Raw genomic sequence first — 23,292 nt, 5'->3', positions numbered from 1 at the left:
CATTATGAATAACGAAAATCTGTTGGCTAAAGCCTCTGCTTATCTCCATCACCGTGGCGAAGTGCGAGAAATTGCCGCCATTGATTTAGGCTCAAACAGCTTTCATATGATCATCGCCCGTATTATCAATGGCTCAATCCAAGTACTGTCGCGCTTAAAACAGAAAGTACAGCTTGCCGAAGGGCTAGATGAAAATAATGTATTAAGCCAAGAAGCCATTCAACGAGGGGTAAATTGTTTAGCCTTATTTGCGGAACGGCTACAAGGATTTCCTGCCCAAAATGTCAATGTGGTAGGAACATTTACCCTACGCACCGCGGTAAACAATGAAGCATTTTTACGCCAAGCGGAACAGGTTTTCCCTTACCCGATTAACATTATCAGCGGGCAAATGGAAGCCAAAACCATTTACGCTGGCGTTTCTCACACTCAGCCTGAAACAGGACGAAAATTTGTGGTGGACATTGGTGGTGGCTCAACAGAAATGATCATCGGCGAAGATTTCCACCCACTGATTGCTGAAAGTCGCCATATGGGCTGCGTAAGCTTTGCAAAGAAATTTTTTCCCAATGGGGAAATTTCCGCCGAAAATTTTCAGCGCACGGAACAAAGTGCGGTGAATAAAATTGAAGATTTAGCCTTTGAATATCGAAAATTGGGCTGGCAATCGGTACTCGGCTCATCAGGTACGATTAAAACCGTTTATCAAGTGATTGCCGCCAATCTTGATCCCAACGGCATTATCACACCACAACGCTTAGCCCAGCTACGCGAAAAAGTGCTACAAGCCACGCATTTTGACCAACTTCAGCTAGAAGGATTAAATGAAGACAGAGCTGATGTTTTCGTGCCGGGGCTTGCTATTTTAAGTGCCGTGTTTGAGGTTTTCGGCATTGAGGAAATGCGATATTCTGATGGGGCATTACGTGAAGGGGTGATGTACAGCCTAGAAAAAAACTTCCAAGTGAGCAATATCCGCCAACGCACCGCCCTTGCCCTTGCCGAACAATTTAACCTTGATATGGCACAATCTGAGCGAGTCTATCAAAGCGCTCAACGCCTTGCTGCGCAATACAGCGCTTGGCAAAACAGCCAACTACAAGATGAAATGGTGGACATTCTCCTTTGGGCGGCACGGCTGCACGAAGTGGGCATTGTGATCAATCATAAAGGCTTGCAAAAGCACTCCGCCTACATTCTGCAAAATATGGAGCTACCGGGCTTTGATAAAGAGCAACAACGCCTGCTCACCACCTTGGTACGTTACCAAATCAACAATATTAAACAGACTGATTTTACGAAGTTTTCTCGTTATGCCGAGCAAGATATTCTCGCCCTTGTGCGTTGTGCGTTTGCTGCGCTTAGCCATTTTGCTGAATAAATCGCGCCAAGCCACCGTATGGAGTGAAAAAATTTCATTAAAAATCGACCGCACTTTAGCGCAATGGACAATTCAATTTGAGCCAAGTTATTTAGCGCAGAATCCCTTAGTGCGAAATGATCTCATCGCAGAAAACAAATTATTAAAAGAATTAGATTTAGGACTAAACTTTTCATAAATAAGGAAAAATAATGACAAGGATTAATGTTGTCCCGCCACAAGAACTTTGCGATCAACACCTGCTCGCCGAACATCGCGAACTCACTCGCATTCCCAACGCGGTTGCGAAAGGAAAATACAATCTTACTGGGCAGCCTGCGGATTACAAATTAGGCGAAGGACACGTCCGATTCTTTTTCAACAAACTGCAATTTCTCAAAAACCGCTACGATCTCCTCCACCAAGAATGCAAAGCGCGCGGCTTTAAGGTGCAATATTTCTGGCCAGAAGATTTACCACAAAATCCTAGCCTATGGCAAGATTACCAGCCCACAAAAAACGCCTTAACACTCAACCGCGAACGTATTCAATTAAGAATGCCTAAATTGGCGAGATTTACGCTGGCAAAAAATGTGGAATGCTAATGTAGAATATCAACGAAATAAAAAACGTATTTGAGCAAACCCCAAATACGTTTTTTCTTTATGTACGGAATATAAGGAAATTACTTCTGCCCCACTTTTAATTCAGCATTTTCAGGCAAATGAATATCCATTTGTGGGAATGGGATTTCGATGCCGGCTTGGTCAAAGGCGAGTTTGACTTTTTCCGTGACATCAAAATGCACTGCCCAATAATCCGCGGTGTTTACCCAAGGGCGAACCACTAGCTGTACGCTGTTTGCGGCAAGTGCGCCCACTGCAATGGTGGGTTCTGGGTCTTTCAATACGCGTGGATCTTGCGCCAAGATGTCGGCTACAATGGCTTTCGCTTGTTCAATGTTAGATTTGTAGGCGATATCGAAAATAAAGTCGATTCGGCGTGTGGCGTTGCTGGAATAGTTGGTAATGCTGTCGCCAAACACTTTGCCGTTTGGGATTAAGATGGTTTTGTTATCACCAGTGCGTAATTCCAAAAATAATATCCCGATTTTCTCTACTTTTCCCACTATTCCGCTAGATTCAATTACATCATCTTTACGGAAAGGTTTAAAAATCAAAATCATCACCCCCCCAGCAAAATTTTGTAATGAATTTTGTAATGCCAAGCCGATCGCTAAACCCGCCGCACCGATTAGGGCGACCAGTGAAGAAGTATTAATGCCAAGTTGGGACAGCGAGGCAATAATCACCATTAAGAGAAATAAAAAATAGCTGATCGAGGAAACGAAACTTTGTAGCATTTCATCTTTGCTGGAATGCAACACGGCTTTGCCAAGCAGGCGACTAAGCAAGCGCGCAATACTTTTACCAATCACATAAATGGCAATCGCAAGCAGAATTTTTGTGCCATAAGGGATCACATAATCATTCAAGAGCGTGTTCATATCCATTGAGTGAACTTTCTCAATCAACGCTGAAGTTTGCGCTTGAATATCCACTGTATTTTCAGCGGCTTGAGCATTTTCAGTTGTCATAAACTTTCCTTTAGATCATTAAAAATAAAAAACTGCGACAAAATGCACCGCACTTTATCGCAGGGCATCATTGCTTATTATTGATGCACATTGAATAACGGCATCGCTACTTAGTCAAAAAGATTGGCAAGATGTTCCGTTCATCTTCACTTTTGGCTAAAAAATCATCACAGCCAGCAATGATAGTAACCATGTTATTTTTTCTCGAGTTTTTCTGGGCGTTTCCAGCCTTGGATATTACGTTGTGGAACGCGTGAGATCACTAGTTCGTTTTCTGCAATATCTTTGGTAACGGTTGTGCCAGCGCCGATGGTTGCGCCTTTGGCGATGGTTACTGGGGCTACCAGTTGGCTGTCTGAACCCACGAACACATCATCACCAATCACGGTTTTGAATTTGTTTACGCCGTCATAGTTACAAGTGATAGTACCTGCGCCGATATTACAATTTGCGCCAATTTCGCTATCGCCCACATAGCTGAGGTGGTTCACTTTCGAGCCTTTGCCGATGTGTGATTTCTTCACTTCAACGAAGTTGCCGATATGGGTTTGTGCGGCAAGTTCTGTACCTGGGCGAAGGCGTGAGAAAGGCCCGATTTGAGCTTGTTCGCCAATCACGGCATCTTCAAACACGGAATAAGGTTTGATTTCCACATCATCGCCAATCACGCAATCTTTGATAATGCAACCTGCACCAATTTTAACTCGATCGCCCAGCTTCACGTTGCCTTCAATAATCACATTCACATCAATTTCCACATCTTTACCGTGAAGGATTTCGCCACGCAGATCGAAGCGGCTGGGATCACGCAAACTCACGCCCGCTAGCAATAATTTTTCCGCTTGTTTACGTTGATAATAACGCTCAAGCTCAGCCAGTTGTAAGCGGTTATTTGCGCCTTCCACTTCCATTAAATCTTGCGCTTGCACAGCAGCCACTTTGCAGCCGTCTTGGTTGGCAAATTTAATCACATCGGTCATATAATATTCGCCTTGCGCATTGTTGTTATCCAATTTTGCTAGCCATTTTCTAAAACTCGCACCACTGGAAACCATTACGCCTGTATTCACTTCTTGAATGGCTAATTGTTCTGGCGTGGCATCTTTTTGCTCGACAATGGCAACCACATTGCCATCTTGACGAATAATCCGTCCGTAGCCTGTTGGATCGTCCAAATGCGCAGTCAATAAGGCAATACCGTTTTCTGGTTTAGCATCAATCAGTTTTTGCAAGGTTTGCGCGGTGATAAGTGGAGCATCACCATAAAGCATTACGATATTTTCATCATCAGCGAAAAATGGCGCGGCCTGTTGCATTGCGTGTCCTGTACCAAGTTGCACAGGTTGTAGCACCCAGTTTACATTTTCATCGGCAAGGTGTTGTTGTAATAATTCTGCGCCGTGGCCATAAATTAAATGAATATTATCGGCATTGAGCTGTTTTGCTGTATCAATAACGTGCTTCACCATTGGCTTGCCTGCAACTTTATGTAACACTTTTGGCAAATCGGAATACATTCTTGTGCCTTTGCCTGCAGCCAAAATCACTACGCTTAAATTTTTCATAAAAATCCTTGTTCTGTCGGTTTAAGATAAAAATCTGCGCTATTTTATAATAGAATATCGCCAATTCAAATTTTCTATGGAAATGTTTATGCAATCCCATTATTACCTTGGCGTGATGTCTGGCACGAGCCTTGACGGCGTGGATCTCGCGCTAATGGATTTTTCCACTCAGCCTGCGCAAGTGGTCGCCACGGATTTTGTGCCAATGCCACAAAATTTGCGCCAAAATATCACCGCACTTTGCCAGCAAGGGCAAGGCTCGTTACAGCAAATTGGCGAACTAGATCATCAACTTGGCGTACTTTATACAGAAAGCATCAACCAATTTTTGGCGAAACATTCTCTTAAAACGGAACAAATTCAGGCAGTAGGCTGCCACGGACAAACCATTTGGCACGCACCGCAAGGGCAATCGCCCTTTACTTGGCAATTAGGCGATGCCAATATTATTGCTGCCCGCACAGGTATTACTACCGTGGCTGATTTTCGCCGTAAAGATATGGCTTATGGCGGACAGGGCGCGCCACTCGTGCCTGCATTCCACCACAATGTGTTTGCTGATCCTACGCGAAATACCGTGGTGCTGAATATTGGTGGGATTAGCAATATTTCTGTGCTGATCCCAAACCAGCCCGTGCTAGGTTACGACACCGGCGTGGGCAATGCGTTGCTAGATAGTTGGATCGCCAAACATCAAGGGAAAAGCTATGATAAAAATGGCAAATGGGCAGCGTCTGGGCGAAGTAATCCTGCGTTGTTGCAAGATTTGCTGGCAGATCCTTATTTTTCCTTGCCTGCCCCGAAAAGCACTGGGCGAGAATTATTTAACTTGGCGTGGCTAGAAAAAATTCTGCAAAAACACACCGCACTTTCCCCTCAAGATGTGCAAGCAACGCTAGCAGAATTTACCGCACAATGCACTGCGCAAGATCTGCAACATTTAAGCCAACACAACACGCTTCCTTGTTTATTATTAGTCTGCGGCGGCGGCGCGAAAAACCCTGTTATTATGGCTCACTTGCAACGTTTACTGCCCGATTGGCAAATCGCCACCACCACAGATTACGGCTTAGACACAGATTATTTAGAAGCCGCCGCCTTCGCGTGGTTAGCTTACCGCCGAATGGAAAATTTACCCTCCAACGAACCTAGCGTTACCGGCGCAACAAAGGCGGTGAGTTTAGGGGTGATTTATCCTAAGGATTGTTGAATAATAAATAGGGTTAGAACCCAAAAATAACTGTAACATATTATTTTATAAAGAATAATTTTCTTAGGGGCGAACCTATGTGTTCGCCCAAAATGGACAGAATTAATCGCAGGAAAAACTGGCAAAATTTCACCGCACTTTTATTTTTAATAAAATAAACCGCGATTTTAAATGGGCGGACACATCAGTCCGCCCCTACGAGATAATACGCCAATACAGTATAGGGTGGGCTTTAGCCCACCGTTTAATGTGATTTTCCCATTGGTGGGCTAAAGCCCACCCTACGCAAATCCTCTCAAAAAACCAAAGAGACAAAAAATGAAAAACAACCCATTACTCAATCAACTTTCGCAACTTAGCACGGAACAACGTAATCCGAACTCAATGAATTTGGACGAGCTTTCGGCGTTGGAAATCGTGCAATTAATGAATGCGGAAGATAAAAACGTGCCGTTGGCTATCGAAAAATGCTTGCCAAAAATTGCCGCTGCGGTGGAAAAAATCGTGCAGGCGTTTCAGCAAGGGGGGCGTTTGGTTTATATCGGGGCTGGCACAAGTGGGCGCTTGGGCGTGCTTGATGCGTCAGAATGTCCGCCAACATTTGGGGTTTCCAGTGAAATGGTAAAAGGCATTATCGCTGGGGGCGAACGTGCTTTGCGTCACCCCATTGAAGGGGCGGAAGACAATCCACAAAGTGCGGTGAAAAATTTGCAAGAAATTGATTTTAATGAGAAAGATATTTTGGTCGGGATTGCTGCCAGCGGGCGCACACCTTATGTGCTAGGCGGCTTGGATTATGCAAAATCCTTAGGTGCGACCACGGTGGCCATTGCTAGCAACGCCAATTCACCGATGGCACAGGTGGCGGAAATTGCCATTATCACTGCGGTAGGTGCGGAAGTGCTAACTGGCTCAAGCCGTTTGAAATCTGGCACGGCACAAAAACTGGTGCTGAATATGCTCACCACCGCCAGTATGGTGCTAATGGGGAAATGCTACCAAAATTTAATGGTGGACGTGCAAGTCAGCAATCAAAAATTAGTGGCGCGTGCTGTGCGTATCGTAATGCAAGCGACAGATTGCACCGCTGAACAAGCAGAACAAACCCTTAACGCTGCGCACAACAATGCAAAAGTGGCCATCTTAATGTTGCTAGCGGATTTGGATTATCCAAGTGCGGTGCAATTATTGCGTGAAAATCAAGGACGCTTGCAAGGGGCATTAAAATCAAATTAAAGCAAAGGGCGTAAGCGCTGCAATACGACTTCGGCAGAAATTTGTGCCATTGTGGGCGCTTGTAAGTGATATTGATTTTTGCCGTAAGTACCGATTAAATCTGGGTTAGTTGCACCATAAAGGGTGATGTTCGGTTTATCCAAGGCGGCAGTGAGATGCGCCAACCCCGTATCTACGGAAACTACCGCTTGGGCATTGGCGATATGCTGGGCTAAGGCGGTGAGATCCATTTTCGGCAGAACAATAGAATTTTCAATGCCTTGCGCGATCCATTCTGCAGCCTGTTTTTCTTTCTCATTTCCCCAAGGCAAATGCACGGCAAGCCCAAGTGCGGTGAGATTTTGCGCTAATTTTTTCCATTCTTGATTACACCAATGTTTATCCGCGCGCGTGGTAGCGTGAATCAACAACACATAAGGCGGCAGGCTTTGTTGCACGGGGAAATGCTGTGCAATGCCATAATCCCCTTGTTGGCTCGGAAGCGCATAACCCAAGGCTTGCGCAAATAACTGGCGAATGCGTTCTACGGCGTGTTGCTGGTAATCAATGGCGTAGCGCTCATCATAAAATAAGGCAGCCAAAGGCTCGCGTGCGGAATGTTTATCATAGCCGTGCTTTGCCCCTTGCGCTAGACGCACGGCGAACAATGCGCTTTTCACTAAGCCTTGCGCATCAATCACGGCATCATATTGATTTTGTTGTAATAATTGACGATAATCTTGCCATTGTTGCCAAGTTTTGCGTTGTAAAAGCTGTTTGCGCCAACGGCGAATGGCAACGGGGATAACTTGTTTGACCGCCGAATGCCAAGTAGGAATTTCGGCGAAATTTTCTTCCACCACCCAATCCACTTGTAAATGAGGCAAAGCTTTTTGCGCATCGGTCAATGCGGGCAAGGTGTGGATCACATCGCCCATTGAAGAGGTTTTTACTAAGCAAATTCGCATCGTGCTGCCTTATTTATGCCAGATCAAAGTGCGGTAAAATTTCGCTTAATTTTTCCATTACCATCGCAGGCGTGATGTCGATAAGACTTTGATGATAGCCTTCGGCGCTGTCTTTGCCATGACGAATTTTTTCTAATCCGCCTTTTTGTAGGCGAATAATCACCGCGTGATGGGATAATGGTGGCGTGTATTGCGGGCTAGTTGGGCCATAAAGCGCTACAAGCGGACGCTGCACCGCCGCCGCAACGTGCATTAATCCGCTATCGTTGGTAACCACGCCTTGGCAATCTGCGATTAAATCTACCGCTTGATTAAGGCTGGTTTGCCCCGCTAAATTTAAGCAGTACGGCTGTAAATTTTCTGGCAGACTGGCACGAATTTCATCACCCACTTGTTCATCTTTTGCTGAACCAAACAGGCGAATGCTGTAACCTTTTTCAATCAGCATTTGAGCAAGCGCAGCATAATGATAATGCGGCCAGCGCTTGGCAGGGCCAAACTCCGCGCCCGGACAAAAACCAATCGCAGAGCGATTTTCTGCCTGTGCAAGTTGTGCGTGGAAATGGTTTTTGGTTTGCTCGATTTGTTGGCTACTCACCTGTAAATAAGGGTAAGGAAAGGTCATTTGTGCTGCCGTTGGCACAGCGTTTTTTTCATAAGCCAATGCCACATAGCGCTGCACCATCATTGGGTAATCATTTTTATTGGTGCGTAAATCATTCAAAAAGAAATAACGGCTTTCCCCTTTCCAACCACGGCGGCGGGCAATTTTGGCAAACACAGGAATAAACGCAGATTTGAGCGAGTTTGGCAATACAATCGCCATATCATATTGATGTCTTAGGCTTTTCCCAATTTCATAGCGCTGTTTCAAGCCAAAGGTGCCGTGTCCGATGGGCATTGTGAGCGCCCCTCTAACTTCCGGCATTCTTTCCAACAAGGGTTTACACCAATTTGGCGCAAGCACATCAATTTGGCAATCAGGATATTGCTGTTTTAAGCATTGATATAAACTGTGCGACATCATCATATCGCCAACCCAAGATGGGCCAATTACTAAGATGTTCATTCTGCGGTTCTCATTAATGTGTGAATTATATCAATTGTCGGGGGAACGCTATGTTCGCTCACTCACTCAAAAATCGCCAATTTCCAACCGCACTTATATTTAGCTAAAAAGAAAAGTACGGTGAAGTTTTTGCTAATTTTTACGACTAATCCTGTTATTTCGGGCGAACACATAGGTTCGCCCCTACAATTTGCTATGTTTATCTGCAAAAATGGTCAAAATTATTTGTTTAATCACGAAATAATTTCATATCGTAGGGGCGGACCTATGTGTCCGCCCAATCAAAAATTACGCTTTTCCCCACACTTATTTGGCTAAAAATAAAAGTGCGGTGGAAATTTTGCTAATTTTTTACGACTAATCCTGTTATTTTGGGCAAACACGCAGGTTCGCCCCTACAATTTGCTATATTTATCTACAAAAATAGTCAAAATTATTTGTTTAATCACGAAATAATTTCATATCGTAGGGGCGGACCTATGTGTCCGCCCAATCAAAATCATGCTTTTCCCACCACACTTATTTGGCTAAAAATAAAAGTGCGGTGAAAATTTTGCTAATTTTTACGACTAATCCTGTTATTTTGGGCGAACACATAGGTTCGCCCCTACATCTGATTTAATTGCGTAGTTATGTTATTTATTCAACCACGCCATATATTCGCTGACACCTTCGGCAACGCTTTTAAATGGCTTGTCATAGCCCGTGGCGCGCAGTTTGGTTAAATCCGCTTGGGTGTATTCTTGGTAACGGCTTTTTAAATGTTCTGGGAAGGGGATCGTTTCAATTTGCCCTTTGCCGTGGAATTTTAGGACAGCTTGAGCCACGGCTTCAAAACTTTCCGCTTTGCCCGTTCCGCAGTTGTAAATGCCCGAAATGCCCTGTTGCCAGCACCAGATATTTACCGCTGCCACATCGCCGACATAAACGAAATCACGCAAGAAATGCTCGCTACCTGCGAACAGTTTTGGGTTTTCCCCTTTCAAAATTTGATTGTTGAGGTGGAATGCCACGCTCGCCATACTACCTTTGTGCTGCTCTCTTGGCCCATACACATTGAAATATTTGAAACCGCAGACGGGCGATTGTGCCTCAGGTAAAATTTTACGCACATATTCATCGAACAAGAATTTTGAGTAGCCATACACGTTCAACGGTTTTTCAAACTCACGCGCTTCTACAAAGGTATCGCTGTCGCCGTAGGTGGCAGCGCTGGAGGCGTAATAGAAAGGAATTTGGCGATCTAAACAATAATGTAATAACTCTTTGGAATATTCATAATTGTTTTCCATTACAAATTTACCGTCCCATTCCGTGGTGGCGGAACACGCCCCCTCGTGGAAGATCACATCAATCTCGCCTAAATCATCGCCTGCCATAATGGAGGCAATAAAGTCGTCTTTATCGCAATAATCCGCAATATCCAAATCCACTAAATTGACGAATTTTGTGCCGTCTTTTAAATCGTCCACCACTAAAATATCTGTGCGTCCAATCTCGTTTAACGCTTTTACGATGTTACTGCCAATAAAGCCTGCGCCGCCAGTTACAATAATCATTTTTCAATCCTCATTTGATTTCAATATTGCTGTTTATTCTAAAGGATTTTACGCATAAGGGCTAAAGAAATTTCGCGCTCACCACCGCTTTTAGGTTATGATATAGCACAAATCCAGACAAGATTAAGGACAAACAATGCAACCACAAGATATTGCCAAATACATTGACCACACCGCCCTTGGCGCAGATAAAACCCCACAAGATATTCTTAACTTATGCCAAGAAGCGATTGAACACCAATTTTGTTCCGTGTGCATAAACTCCGCCTATATTCCACTGGCTAAGCAGGCACTCACACAAAATGGCAAAGAGAAAAGTGCGGTGAAAATTTGCACCGTTGTTGGCTTTCCCTTAGGGGCAAATTTAAGCCAAGTGAAAGCCTTTGAAGCGGAGCAAGCCATTAATGCGGGGGCTGATGAAATTGATATGGTGATCAACATTGGCCTTGCCAAAGCCCATCAATGGCAAGCGGTGGAACAAGATATTGCCACCGTGCTTGCGGCTTGCCAAGGCAAAACCTTAAAAGTGATTTTAGAAACCTGCCTACTAACCAAAGAAGAAATCGTCAAGGCTTGCGAAATCTGCAAAGCGCTCAAGGTGGCATTTGTTAAAACTTCCACAGGTTTTAGCACCGGCGGCGCAACGGTTGAAGACGTTGCATTGATGAAGCAAACCGTCGGCGACAAGGTGGAAGTAAAAGCCTCAGGCGGCATCCGCGACACCGCCACCGCACTAGCAATGCTCAATGCTGGCGCAACCCGTCTAGGCGTAAGCGCTGGCGTTGCTATTGTGAAAGGAACGAATGCGCAGGGGAATGGGTATTAATTTATAATGCCCGAATGACTGTTTTGACCGTTTGGAGGAATAATGCCAACAAGAACGTCGCAAATTTTACAGCTTGTCAATTCAGTAGGGAAAGTGAATGTTAATGAGCTTGCTCAGCAGTTTGGTGTGTCGGTGGAAACCATTCGCCGAGATTTGCGAGCATTAAATCAAAAAGGCTTATTACATCGAGTACACGGAGGTGCAATGAGTAGCCAATCAAAGGATATTGGCCGCTCATTTCAAGCAAGACAACGTTTAAATTCTGAAGCGAAAAAGTATATAGCGCAGCAGGTGGTGGATTATGTGTTTGAGGGTGCGGTAATCGGCTTAGATGCGAGTTCCAGTAGCTGGCACTTTGCGCAGCTGATTCCTGATATTCCTTGCACCGTTGTTACCAATTCTATGCATAATATCAATGCGTTAGTTAATAAACCTAATGTTACAACCATTGCCACAGGCGGTGTTTATTCAGCAAAATATGCCGCTTTTTATGGCCCACTTTCGGAGCAGCTTTTGCTTCGTTTGCATATTGATTTATGTGTTTTTTCTTGTACTGGGGTGGACAGCAGTGGGGCAATTTGGGAGTCTAATGAACTAAATGCGTCCATCAAACGCAAATTAATTGATGCGTCTGCGCAGAAATTCTTATTATTGGATAGCTCTAAATTTGAGCGTAAAAATCTTATAAAATTAGGTGAGCTTTCTCAGTTAGACATTTTATTCACCGATCAAGCACCGAATGAAAGTTTACAAAATTATTGTAAAGAACAAGAAATTCATCTCGCTTTTTGACCGCTCTTTAAAGTAAAAAATGCCCGATTTAATAATCAAATGTTAAATCGGGCATTTTATTTTGCTATAAACGGTCATTTTTTGTGATCTATTCCGCAAAAATCACACAAACTTGCTAAAAAACTATTCTCTTTTTCTGATTTATTGAACAATAAAGTTGATGCAGCACATTGCATAACGATATTGCTCCACCGTTCCATTCTTGCCGTATGCGCGATGAAAGCAATTCATTTTTACCCAAGTCGTACTTTTTCAATAAATCTTGCTGACTTTATTCAACACAATACCCATAGCGGAATAAAGCTCGGCTTAGTATAGAGGGAAAACACAATGACAGTATTAAAATCAGCCCCAATTAGAATTGGTATTCGTCCAACCATTGATGGCCGCCGTATGGGCGTGCGTGAATCGCTCGAAGATCAAACGATGAATATGGCAAAATCCGTTGCCAATTTATTAGAAAGCCATATTCGCCATACGGACGGTTCATTTGTGGAATGTGTTATCGCAGATACTTGTATTGGTGGCGTGGCCGAAGCCGCTGCTTGTGCAGAAAAATTTAAACTTGCCAATGTAGGCGCAGTGATTACCGTCACCCCTTGCTGGTGCTATGGTTCAGAAACCATTGATATGGATCCGCATATGCCCAAAGCCATTTGGGGATTCAATGGTACAGAACGCCCCGGTGCTGTTTATTTAGCTGCCGCATTAGCCGGCCATTCACAAATGGGCTTACCTGCCTTTTCTATTTATGGCACAGAAGTGCAAGAAGCCTCTGATACCAGTATTCCGGAAGACGTTAAAGAAAAACTCCTACGCTTTGCTCGCGCTGCACTGACTGTGGCAACCATTCGCGGCAAATCCTATCTTTCTATCGGTTCTGTTTCTATGGGAATTGCGGGCTCTATCGTGGATCAAAAATTCTTCCAAGAATATTTAGGAATGCGCAATGAATATGTGGATATGAGCGAAATTAAACGCCGTCTTGACCGCAAAATTTATGATGAGGAAGAAGTGGAACTGGCACTTCAATGGGTGAAAACCTATTGCAAAGAAGGTGTTGATGTCAATCACCCAGATCATCAAGATAGCCCAGAACAAAAAGCGAAGCTTTGGGAAAACGTGGTGAAAATGGCAATCATCACACGTGATCTGATGGCGGGCAATGAAAAATTAGCGCAGCTCAATTATGGCGAAGAAGCTCTTGGACATAACGCGATTGCGGCAGGTTTCCAAGGACAACGTCATTGGACAGACCATATGCCAAATGGTGATTTTATGGAAGCTATTCTTAACTCCACCTACGACTGGAACGGTGTTCGCCCACCTTACATTCTTGCTACGGAAAATGACTCCCTCAATGGCGTATGTATGCTGTTTGGTAATCAGCTTACTGGGCAAGCACAAATCTTTGCCGATGTACGCACCTATTGGAGTCCTGATGCGGTGGAACGTGCCACTGGCTTCCGCCCAGAAAGTGGTTTTATCCATTTGATTAACTCCGGTTCTGCCGCCTTAGACGGCACAGGTCAGCATACAGATGACAAAGGCAATCCTGTCATTAAGCCAGCTTGGGAAGTAACGGAAGAAGATGGCAAACGCTGTGTGGAAAACACCCGTTGGTGTCCTGCGGTGTATGAATATTTCCGTGGCGGCGGTTACTCATCACAATATCTCACTAAAGGCGGAATGCCATTTACGATGCACCGTTTAAATATTATTCGAGGCATTGGCCCTGTACTACAAATTGCGGAAGGTTGGTCAATTGATTTACCTGCTGAGGTTCACGACACCCTAATGAAACGCACCAACGAAACTTGGCCTTGCACTTGGTTCGTACCGCGCTTAACAGGCACAGGTGCATTCACTGATGTGTATTCTGTTATGGCGAACTGGGGCGCAAATCACTGCGTTGCCACTTATGGCCATATTGGTGCGGATCTTATTACCCTTGCATCAATGTTGCGCATTCCTGTATGTATGCACAATGTGGCTGAACAAGATATTTTCCGCCCAAGTGCGTGGAATGGCTTTGGTCAAGACAAAGAAGGGCAAGATTACCGTGCTTGCGCAAACTTTGGGCCACTTTATAAATAATCGCTAAAGGAAAAGTGCGGTGTTTTTTGACCGCACTTTTAAAGTAGAACTCTCGGAGGTTTTATGGCAATCGCACTGATTTTTGATTGTGGCGCAACCAATTTACGCACTATTGCTATTGATCAAAAGGGCAAGATTTTGGCTTCTCATCATCAGCCAAATCGTGCTCAACCTGATCCGCAGTATCCGCATTTTTATATTTGGGATATTGAAGAAATCTGGCAGAAGTTGTTAATTTGTGCCGAAAAAACCTTAACTCAGCTCAAACAATCCCATTCTTTGCAAGATATTGTGGGGATTGGCGTCACCACCTTTGGGGTAGATGGCGCACCTTTCGATAAGGCTGGAAATCAGCTTTACCCGATTATTTCTTGGCAATGTCCACGCACTATTTCCATTATGGAAAATCTTGCACAATACCTTGATGTGAACGCACTTTATCAACGGAACGGGATTGGGCAATACAGTTTTAACACCCTATTTAAACTGTTATGGCTAAAAGAAAATGAACCTGAAATTTTGCAAAAAATGGATAAATTTGTGTTCATTTCATCAATGCTTAACCAACGTTTAACAGGTGTTTTTAGCACCGATCGCACAATGGCTGGTACCTCAATGATGACCGATTTGCAAAGCCAAACTTGGGATACGGCGGTGCTAAATGTATTAGGGCTACAAGAAACGCATTTTCCACCAATGGTGAATGCAGGTGAAAAAATTGGCGTGTTATCTACCGCACTTTGTCAGCAGCTAGGGTTAAATCCTATTCCGGTTATTTCTTGCGGACACGATACCCAATTTGCGGTTTTTGGCTCAGGCGCAGGGCTAAATCAACCGGTGCTAAGTTCAGGCACTTGGGAGATTTTAATGGCGCGCACCGAAAAAGCCGAGCCACACATTGAATTTGTACCACAAGGCTTAACCACGGAATTTGACGCACTATCTCGTTGCTTTAATCCTGCAGTGCAATGGATTGGATCTGGCGTGATGGAATGGGTGGGCAAAACTTTCTTTGCCGATGTAAAAGGTACTGAGGAATATTACCCAACAATGATCGCAGAGGGTGCAGCAGCAACCGTGGGATCACAGGGCATTCGCTTTAGTGGCAAGTTTAATCCTGCGGATAACGGACAAGGTTTCGGGCAAATTGTCGGGCTTTCAATGCACAGCTCGCGTGGGCAAATTTATCGTGCGGCGTTGGAATATATGGCTTATCAACTTAAAGCAGGCTTAGATATTCTGCAGCAAGTTAGCCATTTCAAAGCAGAGAGCTTAATTTGCGTGGGCGGAGGTTCTAAAAATCGTTTATGGAATCAAATTCGTGCTGATGTGCTGAATTTACCTATTGATATTGTGGACGTGGCAGAAAGCACAGTGTTAGGTGCGGCAATGTTTACCCTAGCGGGTGTTGGTGTGTATGACAATGTACAACAAGCGCAAGGCGAAATGAAGCCAAACAAACAACGTATTTTCCCTTCAAATCACACCGCACTTTATCAACAACTGATGGAGAACAAATCATGTTAAAAGGTATTCACCCAGCCCTTTCCCCTGAATTATTGAAGGTGCTTGCTGAAATGGGACACGGAGATGAAATTGTGCTTGCTGATGCGCATTTCCCCGCACACCAAGTCCACCATCGTATTTTGCGTGCTGATGGCCTTGGCATTGATACGTTATTAACGGGGATCACGCCGTTATTTGAATTTGACAGCTATGTAGATGCGCCACTGATTATGATGCAAGCCGTGCAAGGGGATAGCCTTGACCCTAGCGTGGAAGCCCGTTATCTCAACGCGATTGAAACGGCATTACAGAAATCTGCACAAACTCAAAGTGCGGTGCAAAATTTGCCGAAATTAGCCCGTATTGACCGTTTTGATTTTTACGATCGGGCCAAACAAGCCTATGCCGTGGTGGTTACAGGCGAATGTGCAAAATACGGCAATATTATTTTGAAAAAAGGGGTAACCCCAGTATTTCCCTAAAAAATTGTAGTAAGGAGAAGAATAAAATGAACAGACAACAACTTTCCCGCAAGATTATTGATACTTGCCTTGAAATGACAAGATTAGGTTTAAATCAAGGCACTGCGGGCAATATCAGTGTGCGTTACCAAGATGGAATGTTGATTACCCCAACAGGAATGCCTTATGAGCAAATGACAGAACAAGATATTGTGTTTGTCAGCAATCAAGGGCAGCACGAAGAAGGTAAATTGCCTTCGAGCGAGTGGCATTTCCATTTAGCCGTTTATCAAGCACGCCCTGATGTGAATGCGGTGGTGCATAACCACGCGACTTATTGCGCCGCAGTGTCAATCTTGGAAAAACCCATTCCACCCATTCACTATATGATTGCGGTAGGTGGCACGGATCATATTCCTTGTGTCCCTTATGCCACCTTCGGCACAGCAAAATTAGCCCAATATGTGGGGGAAGGCATTAAGCAAAGCAAGGCGATTTTACTTGCTCACCACGGTTTAATCGCGGCTGAAGAAAATTTAGATAAAGCCTTATGGTTAGCACAGGAAGTGGAGGTGTTAGCGAAATGGTATATCCAATTACTCTCAACCCAACAACCTATCCCATTGTTATCAGAACAAGATATGGCAGTGGTGTTAGAAAAATTCAAATCCTATGGATTACGCATTGAGGAGTAGCGAGTTTATCGCGCAGTTGCTTCACAAAAAGTTGATGATTAAGCAAACTCATTTCATAACCGCAAAGAGAAGTCGCGGTGAGTTTGCTCTCAAACAAGGAGAAACATTATGAGTGCAAAAATTCTTGAAAAGCAATTTGTTGTTCCATTTATCCTCATTACCACGCTATTTGCGCTATGGGGATTTGCCAATGATATTACCAATCCAATGGTTGCGGTATTCCAAACTGTAATGGAAATTCCCGCCTCAGAAGCTGCATTAGTGCAATTTGCTTTCTATGGTGGTTACGGCACAATGGCCATTCCTGCCGCATTATTTGTTAGCCGTTATAACTATAAATCGGGGGTATTACTGGGTTTAGCTCTTTATGCTGTGGGCGCATTTTTGTTCTATCCTGCGGCACGCTATGAACAATTTACCTTCTTTTTATTCTCGCTTTACATTTTAACTTTTGGCTTAGCATTTTTGGAAACCACAGCGAATCCTTATATCCTTTCAATGGGTGATCCACAAACTGCAACTCGCCGTTTGAATTTAGCGCAATCTTTTAATCCGCTTGGTTCAATTACAGGGATGTTTGTTGCCTCACAAATCGTGTTAGTGAATTTGGAATCTGACAAACGTGATGCTGCAGGCAATCTGATTTTCAACACCTTATCCACAGCAGAAAAAGCCGCCGTGCGTACTCACGATTTAGAAATTATCCGCAATCCTTATTTAGTAGTGGGACTTGTGGTGGTCGTGATTATGTTAGTGATTGGTTTATACAAAATGCCTGCAACTAAAATTGAACAAGGCACAAAACTGTCTTTCCGTGAAGCCTTTAACCGCTTAATTGCAAAAGCAAAATATCGCGAAGGGGTGATTGCGCAAGTGTTCTATGTTGGTGTGCAAATTATGTGTTGGACTTTCATTATTCAATATGCAGAACGTTTGGGCTTCACCAAAGCAGAAGCACAAAACTATAACATTATCGCAATGGGTATTTTTATCGTAAGTCGCTTTATTAGCACCAGCATTATGAAATATCTCAAAGCAGAACTAATGCTATACCTTTTCGCATTAGGCGGCTTCTTCAGTATCCTTGGTGTTATCTTTATTGACGGCGTGGGCGGTTTATATTGCTTAATTCTCACTTCAGCCTTTATGTCTCTAATGTTCCCAACCATTTACGGCATCGCACTTTATGGCTTAAAAGAAGAAGCTACCTTGGGGGCAGCTGGTTTAGTAATGGCAATTGTCGGCGGCGCGTTAATGCCACCATTGCAAGGTATTCTTATTGACCAAGGCGAAATTTTTGGAATGCCAGCAGTCAATGTTTCTTTCGTACTACCACTTATCTGCTTTGTCGCTATTGCAATTTACGGCTATCGTGCTTGGAAAGTGTTGAAATAATATAAACACAAAAAAAGCAAGATTGTTGGGCAATCTTGCTTTGATATTTAGTGTTATCTATTCTTCACTCAAAAAACCACCGCTTTGGTGGTGCCAGAGTTTGGCGTAAAGTCCATTTTGGGCAAGCAATTCGTTGTGCGTGCCTTGTTCTACGATATGGCCTTTATCTAGCACAATTAAGCGATCCATTGCGGCAATGGTAGAAAGGCGGTGGGCAATCGCAATCACGGTTTTGCCTTCCATCATTTTATCGAGGCTTTCTTGAATCGCCACTTCCACTTCGGAATCTAACGCACTAGTGGCTTCATCTAACAACAGAATTGGTGCATCTTTTAGCATTACGCGGGCAATGGCGATACGCTGGCGTTGTCCTCCAGAAAGTTTCACACCGCGCTCACCAACGTGAGCATCATAGCCTGTTCGGCCTTCTGAATCACTCAAATAAGGAATAAATTCTGATGCTTCAGCACGCTGTGCGGCGGAGATCATTTCTTCATCACTGGCAGTTGGGCGACCATAAATGATGTTTTCACGCACAGAACGGTGTAGCAATGAGGTATCTTGTGTCACTAAGCCAATTTGGCTGCGTAAACTTTCTTGCGTAACATCACACACATTTTGCCCATCAATAGTGATCTCACCCTGATTGGCTTCATAAAAACGCAAGAGCAAATTTACAATGGTGGATTTCCCCGCCCCTGAACGACCGATCAAGCCCACTTTTTCCCCCGGTTTAATGGTGAGATTAAAGTGGTTTAGCAATGGTTTTTGTGGATCGTAAGAGAAACTGACATCATTGAAGCGAATTTCCCCTTTGCTCACTTTTAATGGCAAGGCTTGCGGTTTATCCACAATAGTATGGGGTTTAGTAAGCGTGTTCATTCCGTCATTTACCGTACCGATGTTTTCAAATAAACGTGCGGATTCCCACATAATCCAACGGGAAATAAAATTCACCCGTAATGCCATTGCAATGGCGGTAGCAATTGCCCCCACTCCAACGCTGCCTTGCTTCCATAGCACAATGCCAAGGATTGCCGTGCTGAGTGTTAAGGTGATGTTAGTGGCGTAAGTGATGGTATCTAGAGAGGTCGCCAAACGCATTTGCGCGTGTACGGTAACCATAAATTCTTCCATTGAACGCTTGGCGTAACTGGCTTCTCTTGAACCGTGGGAAAATAATTTCACGGTGGCGATATTGGCGTAAGAATCGGTAATTCGCCCCGTCATTAAAGAACGCGCATCTGCTTGGCGTTCTGCCGTTTTAGCTAATTTAGGAATGATAATGCGTAAAATCGTGATAAATGCCACAATCCACAAGGCAAAAGGTAGCAAGAACCACGCATCTAACGCAGCAAGCACAATGCCTGAGGTGATGAAATACACCACGACATAGACCATAATATCCGCAATGGTCAGCACGGTATCACGCACCGCAAGGGCAGTTTGCATAACTTTCGCCGACACGCGTCCAGCAAATTCATCTTGATAGAAACTCAGGCTTTGTCCCAGCATTAAACGATGGAAATTCCAACGCAAGCGCATTGGAAATACACCTTGCAAGGTTTGCAAACGCACCGCAGACGCCGTGAATGACCAAAATATGCTAAACACCAGCAAAGCTGCCATCGCCAAAAGCCAATGGCCTTTTTCTTGCCATAAGGTGGCTGGCGTGTACTTACCAAGCCAATCCACCACGATCCCCATAAACTGGAACAACACGGCCTCCATCACCCCCGTTCCCACGGTGAGCAACGCAAGTAGCAAAATCCAGCCACGCATTCCTTCCATATTCGACCAAATAAAGCGGATTAAACCTTTTTCGGGCGTTTTCGGTGATTGCTCTGGATAGGCGTTTAGGCGGCTTTCAAACCATTCAAAAATTTTGTTAAACATTGTTTTTCCTAGAAATAAAAAGAAAGGTTCGCAAGGTAAAATAAAAGGATAAGTGCGGTGAAAAATTACAGAATTTTCCACCGCACTTTATTTTTGTCGATTCGCGAACACAAAAATCGGCGTATTATAGCGAATGCTTGGCTATTTTTTAACAGTTTTATTGAATAAAGCCCATCTGGCGCATTTTCTCTGATACGTCTGCCACAGAAATTTGTACCATTAAATCTTTGCCTTTCAATTTGGTTGCCCAAGGTAATTGGCTAGAAGGCTTGCCAAATTCTTGCAGGGCATTTTGTTCATACACGGAAACCACTTCGGGCAAATTGTTATAAGGGCCTGTGCGTAGCGGATTATGATAGGCATACAAACCGAGCACAGGTGTGCCTTGAGCGGTGGCAATATGCGCAGGGCCGCTGTCGGGAGCGAGCAGTAAATCCGCCATTCCGATTAAAGCACTTAATTCCAATAATGAGGTTTTGCCGCTCGCATTCACAGGCTGAAAATCACACAATGCGATGATTTTTTCGATCATTGCTTGCTCTCTTGGCGCAGGCGAGCCACATAAAATCACATTAATATTTTGACGATGGGCGATATTGGCAATTTCTGCATAGCGTTCAGCCAACCAATCTTTTTCTGATTTGCTTGAACAAGGGGAAATGAGCAGATTTTTTCTTGTCGGATCAATAAATTGCCGAACGGCGGAAATTTCTTTTTCACCAATGGCTAAATCCCATTTTGGGGCTTCCACGGGCAAGCCTAAACATTCCACGAATGCCCAAAATCCCGCTAAAACGTGCGGATTAGTTGATTCATTAATTTTACGATTGGTAAATAACCATTGCCCTTCTCGCGCACGGTTTTTGCTAAAACCCACTTTATAAGTGGCTTTGATGCCTAAGGAAATCATTGAGGCACGCAAAGCCGTTTGCATATTTAATAGCACATCAAAATGCTCGCCACGCAAGGTTTTCCACAAAGCTAAAATGCCTTTCCAGCCGGTTTTTTTGTCATACGGAATAAAGCGAATCCCTTTCACATTTTGCAATAACTGCATTTCGGTTTTGCCCACAATCCAAGTGATTTGAGTATCTTTCCAATAACGCTGAATTTGTTGTACCGCTGACAGCGCATTACACACATCACCAATCGCGGAAAGGCGTAAAATACAAATAGATTTAGGGGGCGTGGAAAAAAGTGCCATAGATTTACCTTACTTTTTCTGCTTAATGTAGCATTCTTTTTTATTTTCAGTAGAATATTTTCATTGATCTATTCTATAAGAAATCTGCCCAATATGCTTGAACTGCAACAGCAAAACCAATATTTTATTTTTAATCTGGAAACACAACCTGTTGATCCCAGCGCTTATTTTGATCCGCAATTTTGGCAGCAACAGCAGCGTATTCTTGGTTCAGCCAAAGGGCGGGGGACAACTTGGTTTGTGCAAAGTGCGGATCTTTTTGGTGTAAATTGTGCCTTGCGCCATTATTATCGCGGTGGTTTATTTGGTAAGTTGAATAAAGATCGTTATTGGTTCCACGATCTTCAGCACACGCGCAGTTTCGCCGAATTTCATTTGTTAAATAAATTACATCAAGACGGACTCCCCGTGCCAAAACCCATTGGAGCAAGAGTGATTAAAGGTAAAGCGGGCATTTGCTATCAAGCAGATTTACTGAGTGAAAAAATCGAAAATGCGCAAGATCTCACCGCACTTTTACAACACCATTCTTTATCCGCTGAAAATTGGCAGCAAATCGGCCGCTTAATCCGCCAATTACATGACCGACAAATCTGCCACACCGACCTTAACGCCCATAATATTTTAGTCCAACATTTCGCCACACCAGAACAAAAATACTGGCTGATTGATTTTGACAAATGCACCGAAAAATCAGGCAATAACTGGAAAGCCCAAAATCTCGCCAGATTACACCGCTCTTTTAGTAAAGAAGTAAATAAGCTAGCAATAAAATTTACAGAACAGGATTGGAATGAGGTTTTGAATGGGTATAAGGGATAATGTAATCGTTATATCAATCTATAAAGACACGACTGCTAAAAAATAACGAAATCGCTCTGATAAAATCTTTTTCTTCTTATTAAGAAAAATAGAGATTTTACTTTAACTTTTCAAAAATTAATTTCAAGCCAGCCAGTTATCAGCTTGTACTGGAAAAACATAAAACCAAAGTGCGGTGTAATTAAAACCCAAAATAGGAGATATAAAATAAAACAAATAAAAAAACGCCACGGAGTTTCCTCAATGGCGTTCTTCTCTCATTCAAAACCTGGCGGTGTCCTACTCTCACATGGGGATTCCCCACACTACCATCGGCGTTACAGCGTTTCACTTCTAAGTTCGGCATGGATTTAGGTGGGTCCACTGCACTAGCGCCGCCAAGATAATTCTTTAGATTCTTTACTTTATTTCTCTTAGTCGATAACTTCTCTTATTTCTATGCCATTATCCGACTAAGTGTCTTTATTCTTACTCTTTCTTTCCAATCAAAAACAAGCCAAAACCCTTGAGCGTTGTATAGTTAAGCCTCTCGGGCAATTAGTACTGGTTAGCTCAACAGCTCACACCGCTTACACACCCAGCCTATCTACGTCGTAGTCTCCAACAACCCTTACAGTCTTATAGACTGGGAGAACTCATCTTAAGGCAAGTTTCGTGCTTAGATGCTTTCAGCACTTATCTCTTCCGCATTTAGCTACCCAGCTGTGCCTCTGGCGAGACAACTGGTACACCAGTGATGCGTCCACTCCGGTCCTCTCGTACTAGGAGCAGCCCCTCTCAATTCTCCAACGCCCACGGCAGATAGGGACCGAACTGTCTCACGACGTTCTAAACCCAGCTCGCGTACCACTTTAAATGGCGAACAGCCATACCCTTGGGACCTACTTCAGCCCCAGGATGTGATGAGCCGACATCGAGGTGCCAAACACCGCCGTCGATATGAACTCTTGGGCGGTATCAGCCTGTTATCCCCGGAGTACCTTTTATCCGTTGAGCGATGGCCCTTCCATTCAGAACCACCGGATCACTATGACCTGCTTTCGCACCTGCTCGAC

General features: G+C 43.9%; 18 protein-coding genes, 2 rRNA genes and 1 pseudogene (1 of these 21 only partly in view). 12 read left to right on the top strand and 9 right to left on the bottom strand.

Translation table 11 applies throughout. The features are described from left to right. The first annotated feature begins 4 nt into the window (after nucleotides 1–4). Both ppx and ELZ61_RS02075 read left to right on the top strand, forming a co-directional pair. Nucleotides 5–1,559, top strand: a pseudogene (gene ppx, locus ELZ61_RS02080) (exopolyphosphatase). 13 nt (nucleotides 1,560–1,572) lie between these two features. Then, nucleotides 1,573–1,965 (top strand): pyrimidine dimer DNA glycosylase/endonuclease V, encoded by a 393-nt coding sequence (locus ELZ61_RS02075; protein WP_126371097.1) that lies wholly within the window; start codon nucleotides 1,573–1,575, stop codon nucleotides 1,963–1,965. A gap of 80 nt (nucleotides 1,966–2,045) precedes the next feature. Here ELZ61_RS02075 and ELZ61_RS02070 read toward each other — a convergent pair whose 3' ends face one another. Both ELZ61_RS02070 and glmU read right to left on the bottom strand, forming a co-directional pair. Continuing rightward, nucleotides 2,046–2,957, bottom strand: coding sequence for a mechanosensitive ion channel family protein (locus tag ELZ61_RS02070; protein WP_126371095.1), 912 nt, complete (start codon nucleotides 2,955–2,957; stop codon nucleotides 2,046–2,048). Nucleotides 2,958–3,151: 194 nt separating this feature from the next. Beyond that, nucleotides 3,152–4,522 (bottom strand): bifunctional UDP-N-acetylglucosamine diphosphorylase/glucosamine-1-phosphate N-acetyltransferase GlmU, encoded by a 1,371-nt coding sequence (gene glmU, locus ELZ61_RS02065; RefSeq protein ID WP_422386254.1) that lies wholly within the window; start codon nucleotides 4,520–4,522, stop codon nucleotides 3,152–3,154. A gap of 82 nt (nucleotides 4,523–4,604) precedes the next feature. Here glmU and ELZ61_RS02060 point away from each other — a divergent pair, with 82 nt between their 5' ends. Both ELZ61_RS02060 and murQ read left to right on the top strand, forming a co-directional pair. Beyond that, complete coding sequence (locus ELZ61_RS02060; RefSeq protein WP_126373541.1) at nucleotides 4,605–5,732, top strand: anhydro-N-acetylmuramic acid kinase; 1,128 nt, start codon at nucleotides 4,605–4,607, stop codon at nucleotides 5,730–5,732. 318 nt (nucleotides 5,733–6,050) lie between these two features. After that, nucleotides 6,051–6,968, top strand: coding sequence for an N-acetylmuramic acid 6-phosphate etherase (gene murQ, locus ELZ61_RS02055; protein ID WP_126371090.1), 918 nt, complete (start codon nucleotides 6,051–6,053; stop codon nucleotides 6,966–6,968). Here the strand turns inward: murQ and rfaC are convergent. From rfaC to rfaD, 3 genes are all read right to left on the bottom strand, one after another. After that, on the bottom strand, nucleotides 6,965–7,915 hold the full coding sequence (gene rfaC / locus ELZ61_RS02050; protein WP_126371088.1) for a lipopolysaccharide heptosyltransferase RfaC: 951 nt from the start codon (nucleotides 7,913–7,915) through the stop codon (nucleotides 6,965–6,967). The genes murQ and rfaC overlap by 4 nt on opposite strands. A gap of 13 nt (nucleotides 7,916–7,928) precedes the next feature. Further along, nucleotides 7,929–8,984: a lipopolysaccharide heptosyltransferase II gene (gene waaF, locus ELZ61_RS02045; RefSeq protein ID WP_126371086.1), complete on the bottom strand. Its 1,056-nt coding sequence runs from the start codon at nucleotides 8,982–8,984 to the stop codon at nucleotides 7,929–7,931. Nucleotides 8,985–9,619: 635 nt separating this feature from the next. Continuing rightward, entirely contained in the window at nucleotides 9,620–10,543 is a 924-nt protein-coding gene (rfaD, locus tag ELZ61_RS02040) for an ADP-glyceromanno-heptose 6-epimerase (RefSeq protein ID WP_126371084.1), read from the bottom strand. A gap of 136 nt (nucleotides 10,544–10,679) precedes the next feature. On the opposite strand from rfaD, the gene deoC reads away from it, so the two are divergent. From deoC to fucP, 7 genes are all read left to right on the top strand, one after another. Then, on the top strand, nucleotides 10,680–11,369 hold the full coding sequence (deoC, locus tag ELZ61_RS02035; protein WP_126371082.1) for a deoxyribose-phosphate aldolase: 690 nt from the start codon (nucleotides 10,680–10,682) through the stop codon (nucleotides 11,367–11,369). 42 nt (nucleotides 11,370–11,411) lie between these two features. Continuing rightward, entirely contained in the window at nucleotides 11,412–12,161 is a 750-nt protein-coding gene (locus ELZ61_RS02030; RefSeq protein ID WP_103853483.1) for a DeoR/GlpR family DNA-binding transcription regulator, read from the top strand. Nucleotides 12,162–12,491: 330 nt separating this feature from the next. Then, nucleotides 12,492–14,258, top strand: coding sequence for an L-fucose isomerase (gene fucI / locus ELZ61_RS02025; RefSeq protein WP_126371080.1), 1,767 nt, complete (start codon nucleotides 12,492–12,494; stop codon nucleotides 14,256–14,258). 63 nt (nucleotides 14,259–14,321) lie between these two features. Continuing rightward, nucleotides 14,322–15,785: an L-fuculokinase gene (gene fucK, locus ELZ61_RS02020; protein WP_126371078.1), complete on the top strand. Its 1,464-nt coding sequence runs from the start codon at nucleotides 14,322–14,324 to the stop codon at nucleotides 15,783–15,785. Beyond that, entirely contained in the window at nucleotides 15,779–16,246 is a 468-nt protein-coding gene (gene fucU, locus ELZ61_RS02015; RefSeq protein WP_126371077.1) for an L-fucose mutarotase, read from the top strand. Before fucK ends, fucU begins: the two co-directional genes overlap by 7 nt. A 26-nt stretch (nucleotides 16,247–16,272) precedes the next feature. Then, entirely contained in the window at nucleotides 16,273–16,920 is a 648-nt protein-coding gene (fucA, locus tag ELZ61_RS02010; protein WP_126371075.1) for an L-fuculose-phosphate aldolase, read from the top strand. 108 nt (nucleotides 16,921–17,028) lie between these two features. Beyond that, entirely contained in the window at nucleotides 17,029–18,315 is a 1,287-nt protein-coding gene (gene fucP / locus ELZ61_RS02005; RefSeq protein WP_126371073.1) for an L-fucose:H+ symporter permease, read from the top strand. Nucleotides 18,316–18,372: 57 nt separating this feature from the next. On the opposite strand, the gene ELZ61_RS02000 is transcribed toward fucP, so the two are convergent. Together ELZ61_RS02000 and ELZ61_RS01995 are read right to left on the bottom strand one after the other, a co-directional pair. Beyond that, a complete protein-coding gene (locus ELZ61_RS02000) occupies nucleotides 18,373–20,211 on the bottom strand; it encodes an ABC transporter ATP-binding protein (protein WP_126371071.1) in 1,839 nt (612 codons plus the stop codon). Between the two features lie 157 nt (nucleotides 20,212–20,368). Next, nucleotides 20,369–21,415: a glycosyltransferase family 9 protein gene (locus ELZ61_RS01995; protein ID WP_126371069.1), complete on the bottom strand. Its 1,047-nt coding sequence runs from the start codon at nucleotides 21,413–21,415 to the stop codon at nucleotides 20,369–20,371. A gap of 93 nt (nucleotides 21,416–21,508) precedes the next feature. Between ELZ61_RS01995 and ELZ61_RS01990 the strand changes: the two genes are divergently transcribed. Next, entirely contained in the window at nucleotides 21,509–22,237 is a 729-nt protein-coding gene (locus tag ELZ61_RS01990; protein WP_126371067.1) for a 3-deoxy-D-manno-octulosonic acid kinase, read from the top strand. Nucleotides 22,238–22,503: 266 nt separating this feature from the next. On the opposite strand, the gene rrf is transcribed toward ELZ61_RS01990, so the two are convergent. Both rrf and ELZ61_RS01980 read right to left on the bottom strand, forming a co-directional pair. After that, nucleotides 22,504–22,619: ribosomal RNA gene (rrf, locus tag ELZ61_RS01985) — 5S ribosomal RNA — on the bottom strand. Nucleotides 22,620–22,753: 134 nt separating this feature from the next. After that, nucleotides 22,754–23,292, bottom strand: a 23S ribosomal RNA gene (locus ELZ61_RS01980); it runs 2,584 nt beyond the window's last position.

This window comes from Avibacterium volantium (assembly GCF_900635775.1).
GTDB classification, from domain to species: domain Bacteria; phylum Pseudomonadota; class Gammaproteobacteria; order Enterobacterales; family Pasteurellaceae; genus Avibacterium; species Avibacterium volantium.
This window is presented reverse-complemented; position numbering and strand designations above follow the sequence as displayed.

Coding starts and splice junctions, on each gene's coding strand:
- fucI (WP_126371080.1), top strand. CDS start 12,492: ATGACAGTATTAAAATCAGCCCCAATTAGAATTGGTATTCGTCCAACC.
- ELZ61_RS02070 (WP_126371095.1), bottom strand. CDS start 2,957: ATGACAACTGAAAATGCTCAAGCCGCTGAAAATACAGTGGATATTCAA.
- rfaD (WP_126371084.1), bottom strand. CDS start 10,543: ATGATTATTGTAACTGGCGGCGCAGGCTTTATTGGCAGTAACATCGTA.
- glmU (WP_422386254.1), bottom strand. CDS start 4,522: ATGAAAAATTTAAGCGTAGTGATTTTGGCTGCAGGCAAAGGCACAAGA.
- ELZ61_RS02000 (WP_126371071.1), bottom strand. CDS start 20,211: ATGTTTAACAAAATTTTTGAATGGTTTGAAAGCCGCCTAAACGCCTAT.
- ELZ61_RS02060 (WP_126373541.1), top strand. CDS start 4,605: ATGTTTATGCAATCCCATTATTACCTTGGCGTGATGTCTGGCACGAGC.
- fucU (WP_126371077.1), top strand. CDS start 15,779: ATGTTAAAAGGTATTCACCCAGCCCTTTCCCCTGAATTATTGAAGGTG.
- murQ (WP_126371090.1), top strand. CDS start 6,051: ATGAAAAACAACCCATTACTCAATCAACTTTCGCAACTTAGCACGGAA.
- fucA (WP_126371075.1), top strand. CDS start 16,273: ATGAACAGACAACAACTTTCCCGCAAGATTATTGATACTTGCCTTGAA.
- fucK (WP_126371078.1), top strand. CDS start 14,322: ATGGCAATCGCACTGATTTTTGATTGTGGCGCAACCAATTTACGCACT.
- ELZ61_RS01995 (WP_126371069.1), bottom strand. CDS start 21,415: ATGGCACTTTTTTCCACGCCCCCTAAATCTATTTGTATTTTACGCCTT.
- fucP (WP_126371073.1), top strand. CDS start 17,029: ATGAGTGCAAAAATTCTTGAAAAGCAATTTGTTGTTCCATTTATCCTC.
- ELZ61_RS02075 (WP_126371097.1), top strand. CDS start 1,573: ATGACAAGGATTAATGTTGTCCCGCCACAAGAACTTTGCGATCAACAC.
- rfaC (WP_126371088.1), bottom strand. CDS start 7,915: ATGCGAATTTGCTTAGTAAAAACCTCTTCAATGGGCGATGTGATCCAC.
- deoC (WP_126371082.1), top strand. CDS start 10,680: ATGCAACCACAAGATATTGCCAAATACATTGACCACACCGCCCTTGGC.
- ELZ61_RS01990 (WP_126371067.1), top strand. CDS start 21,509: ATGCTTGAACTGCAACAGCAAAACCAATATTTTATTTTTAATCTGGAA.
- ELZ61_RS02030 (WP_103853483.1), top strand. CDS start 11,412: ATGCCAACAAGAACGTCGCAAATTTTACAGCTTGTCAATTCAGTAGGG.
- waaF (WP_126371086.1), bottom strand. CDS start 8,984: ATGAACATCTTAGTAATTGGCCCATCTTGGGTTGGCGATATGATGATG.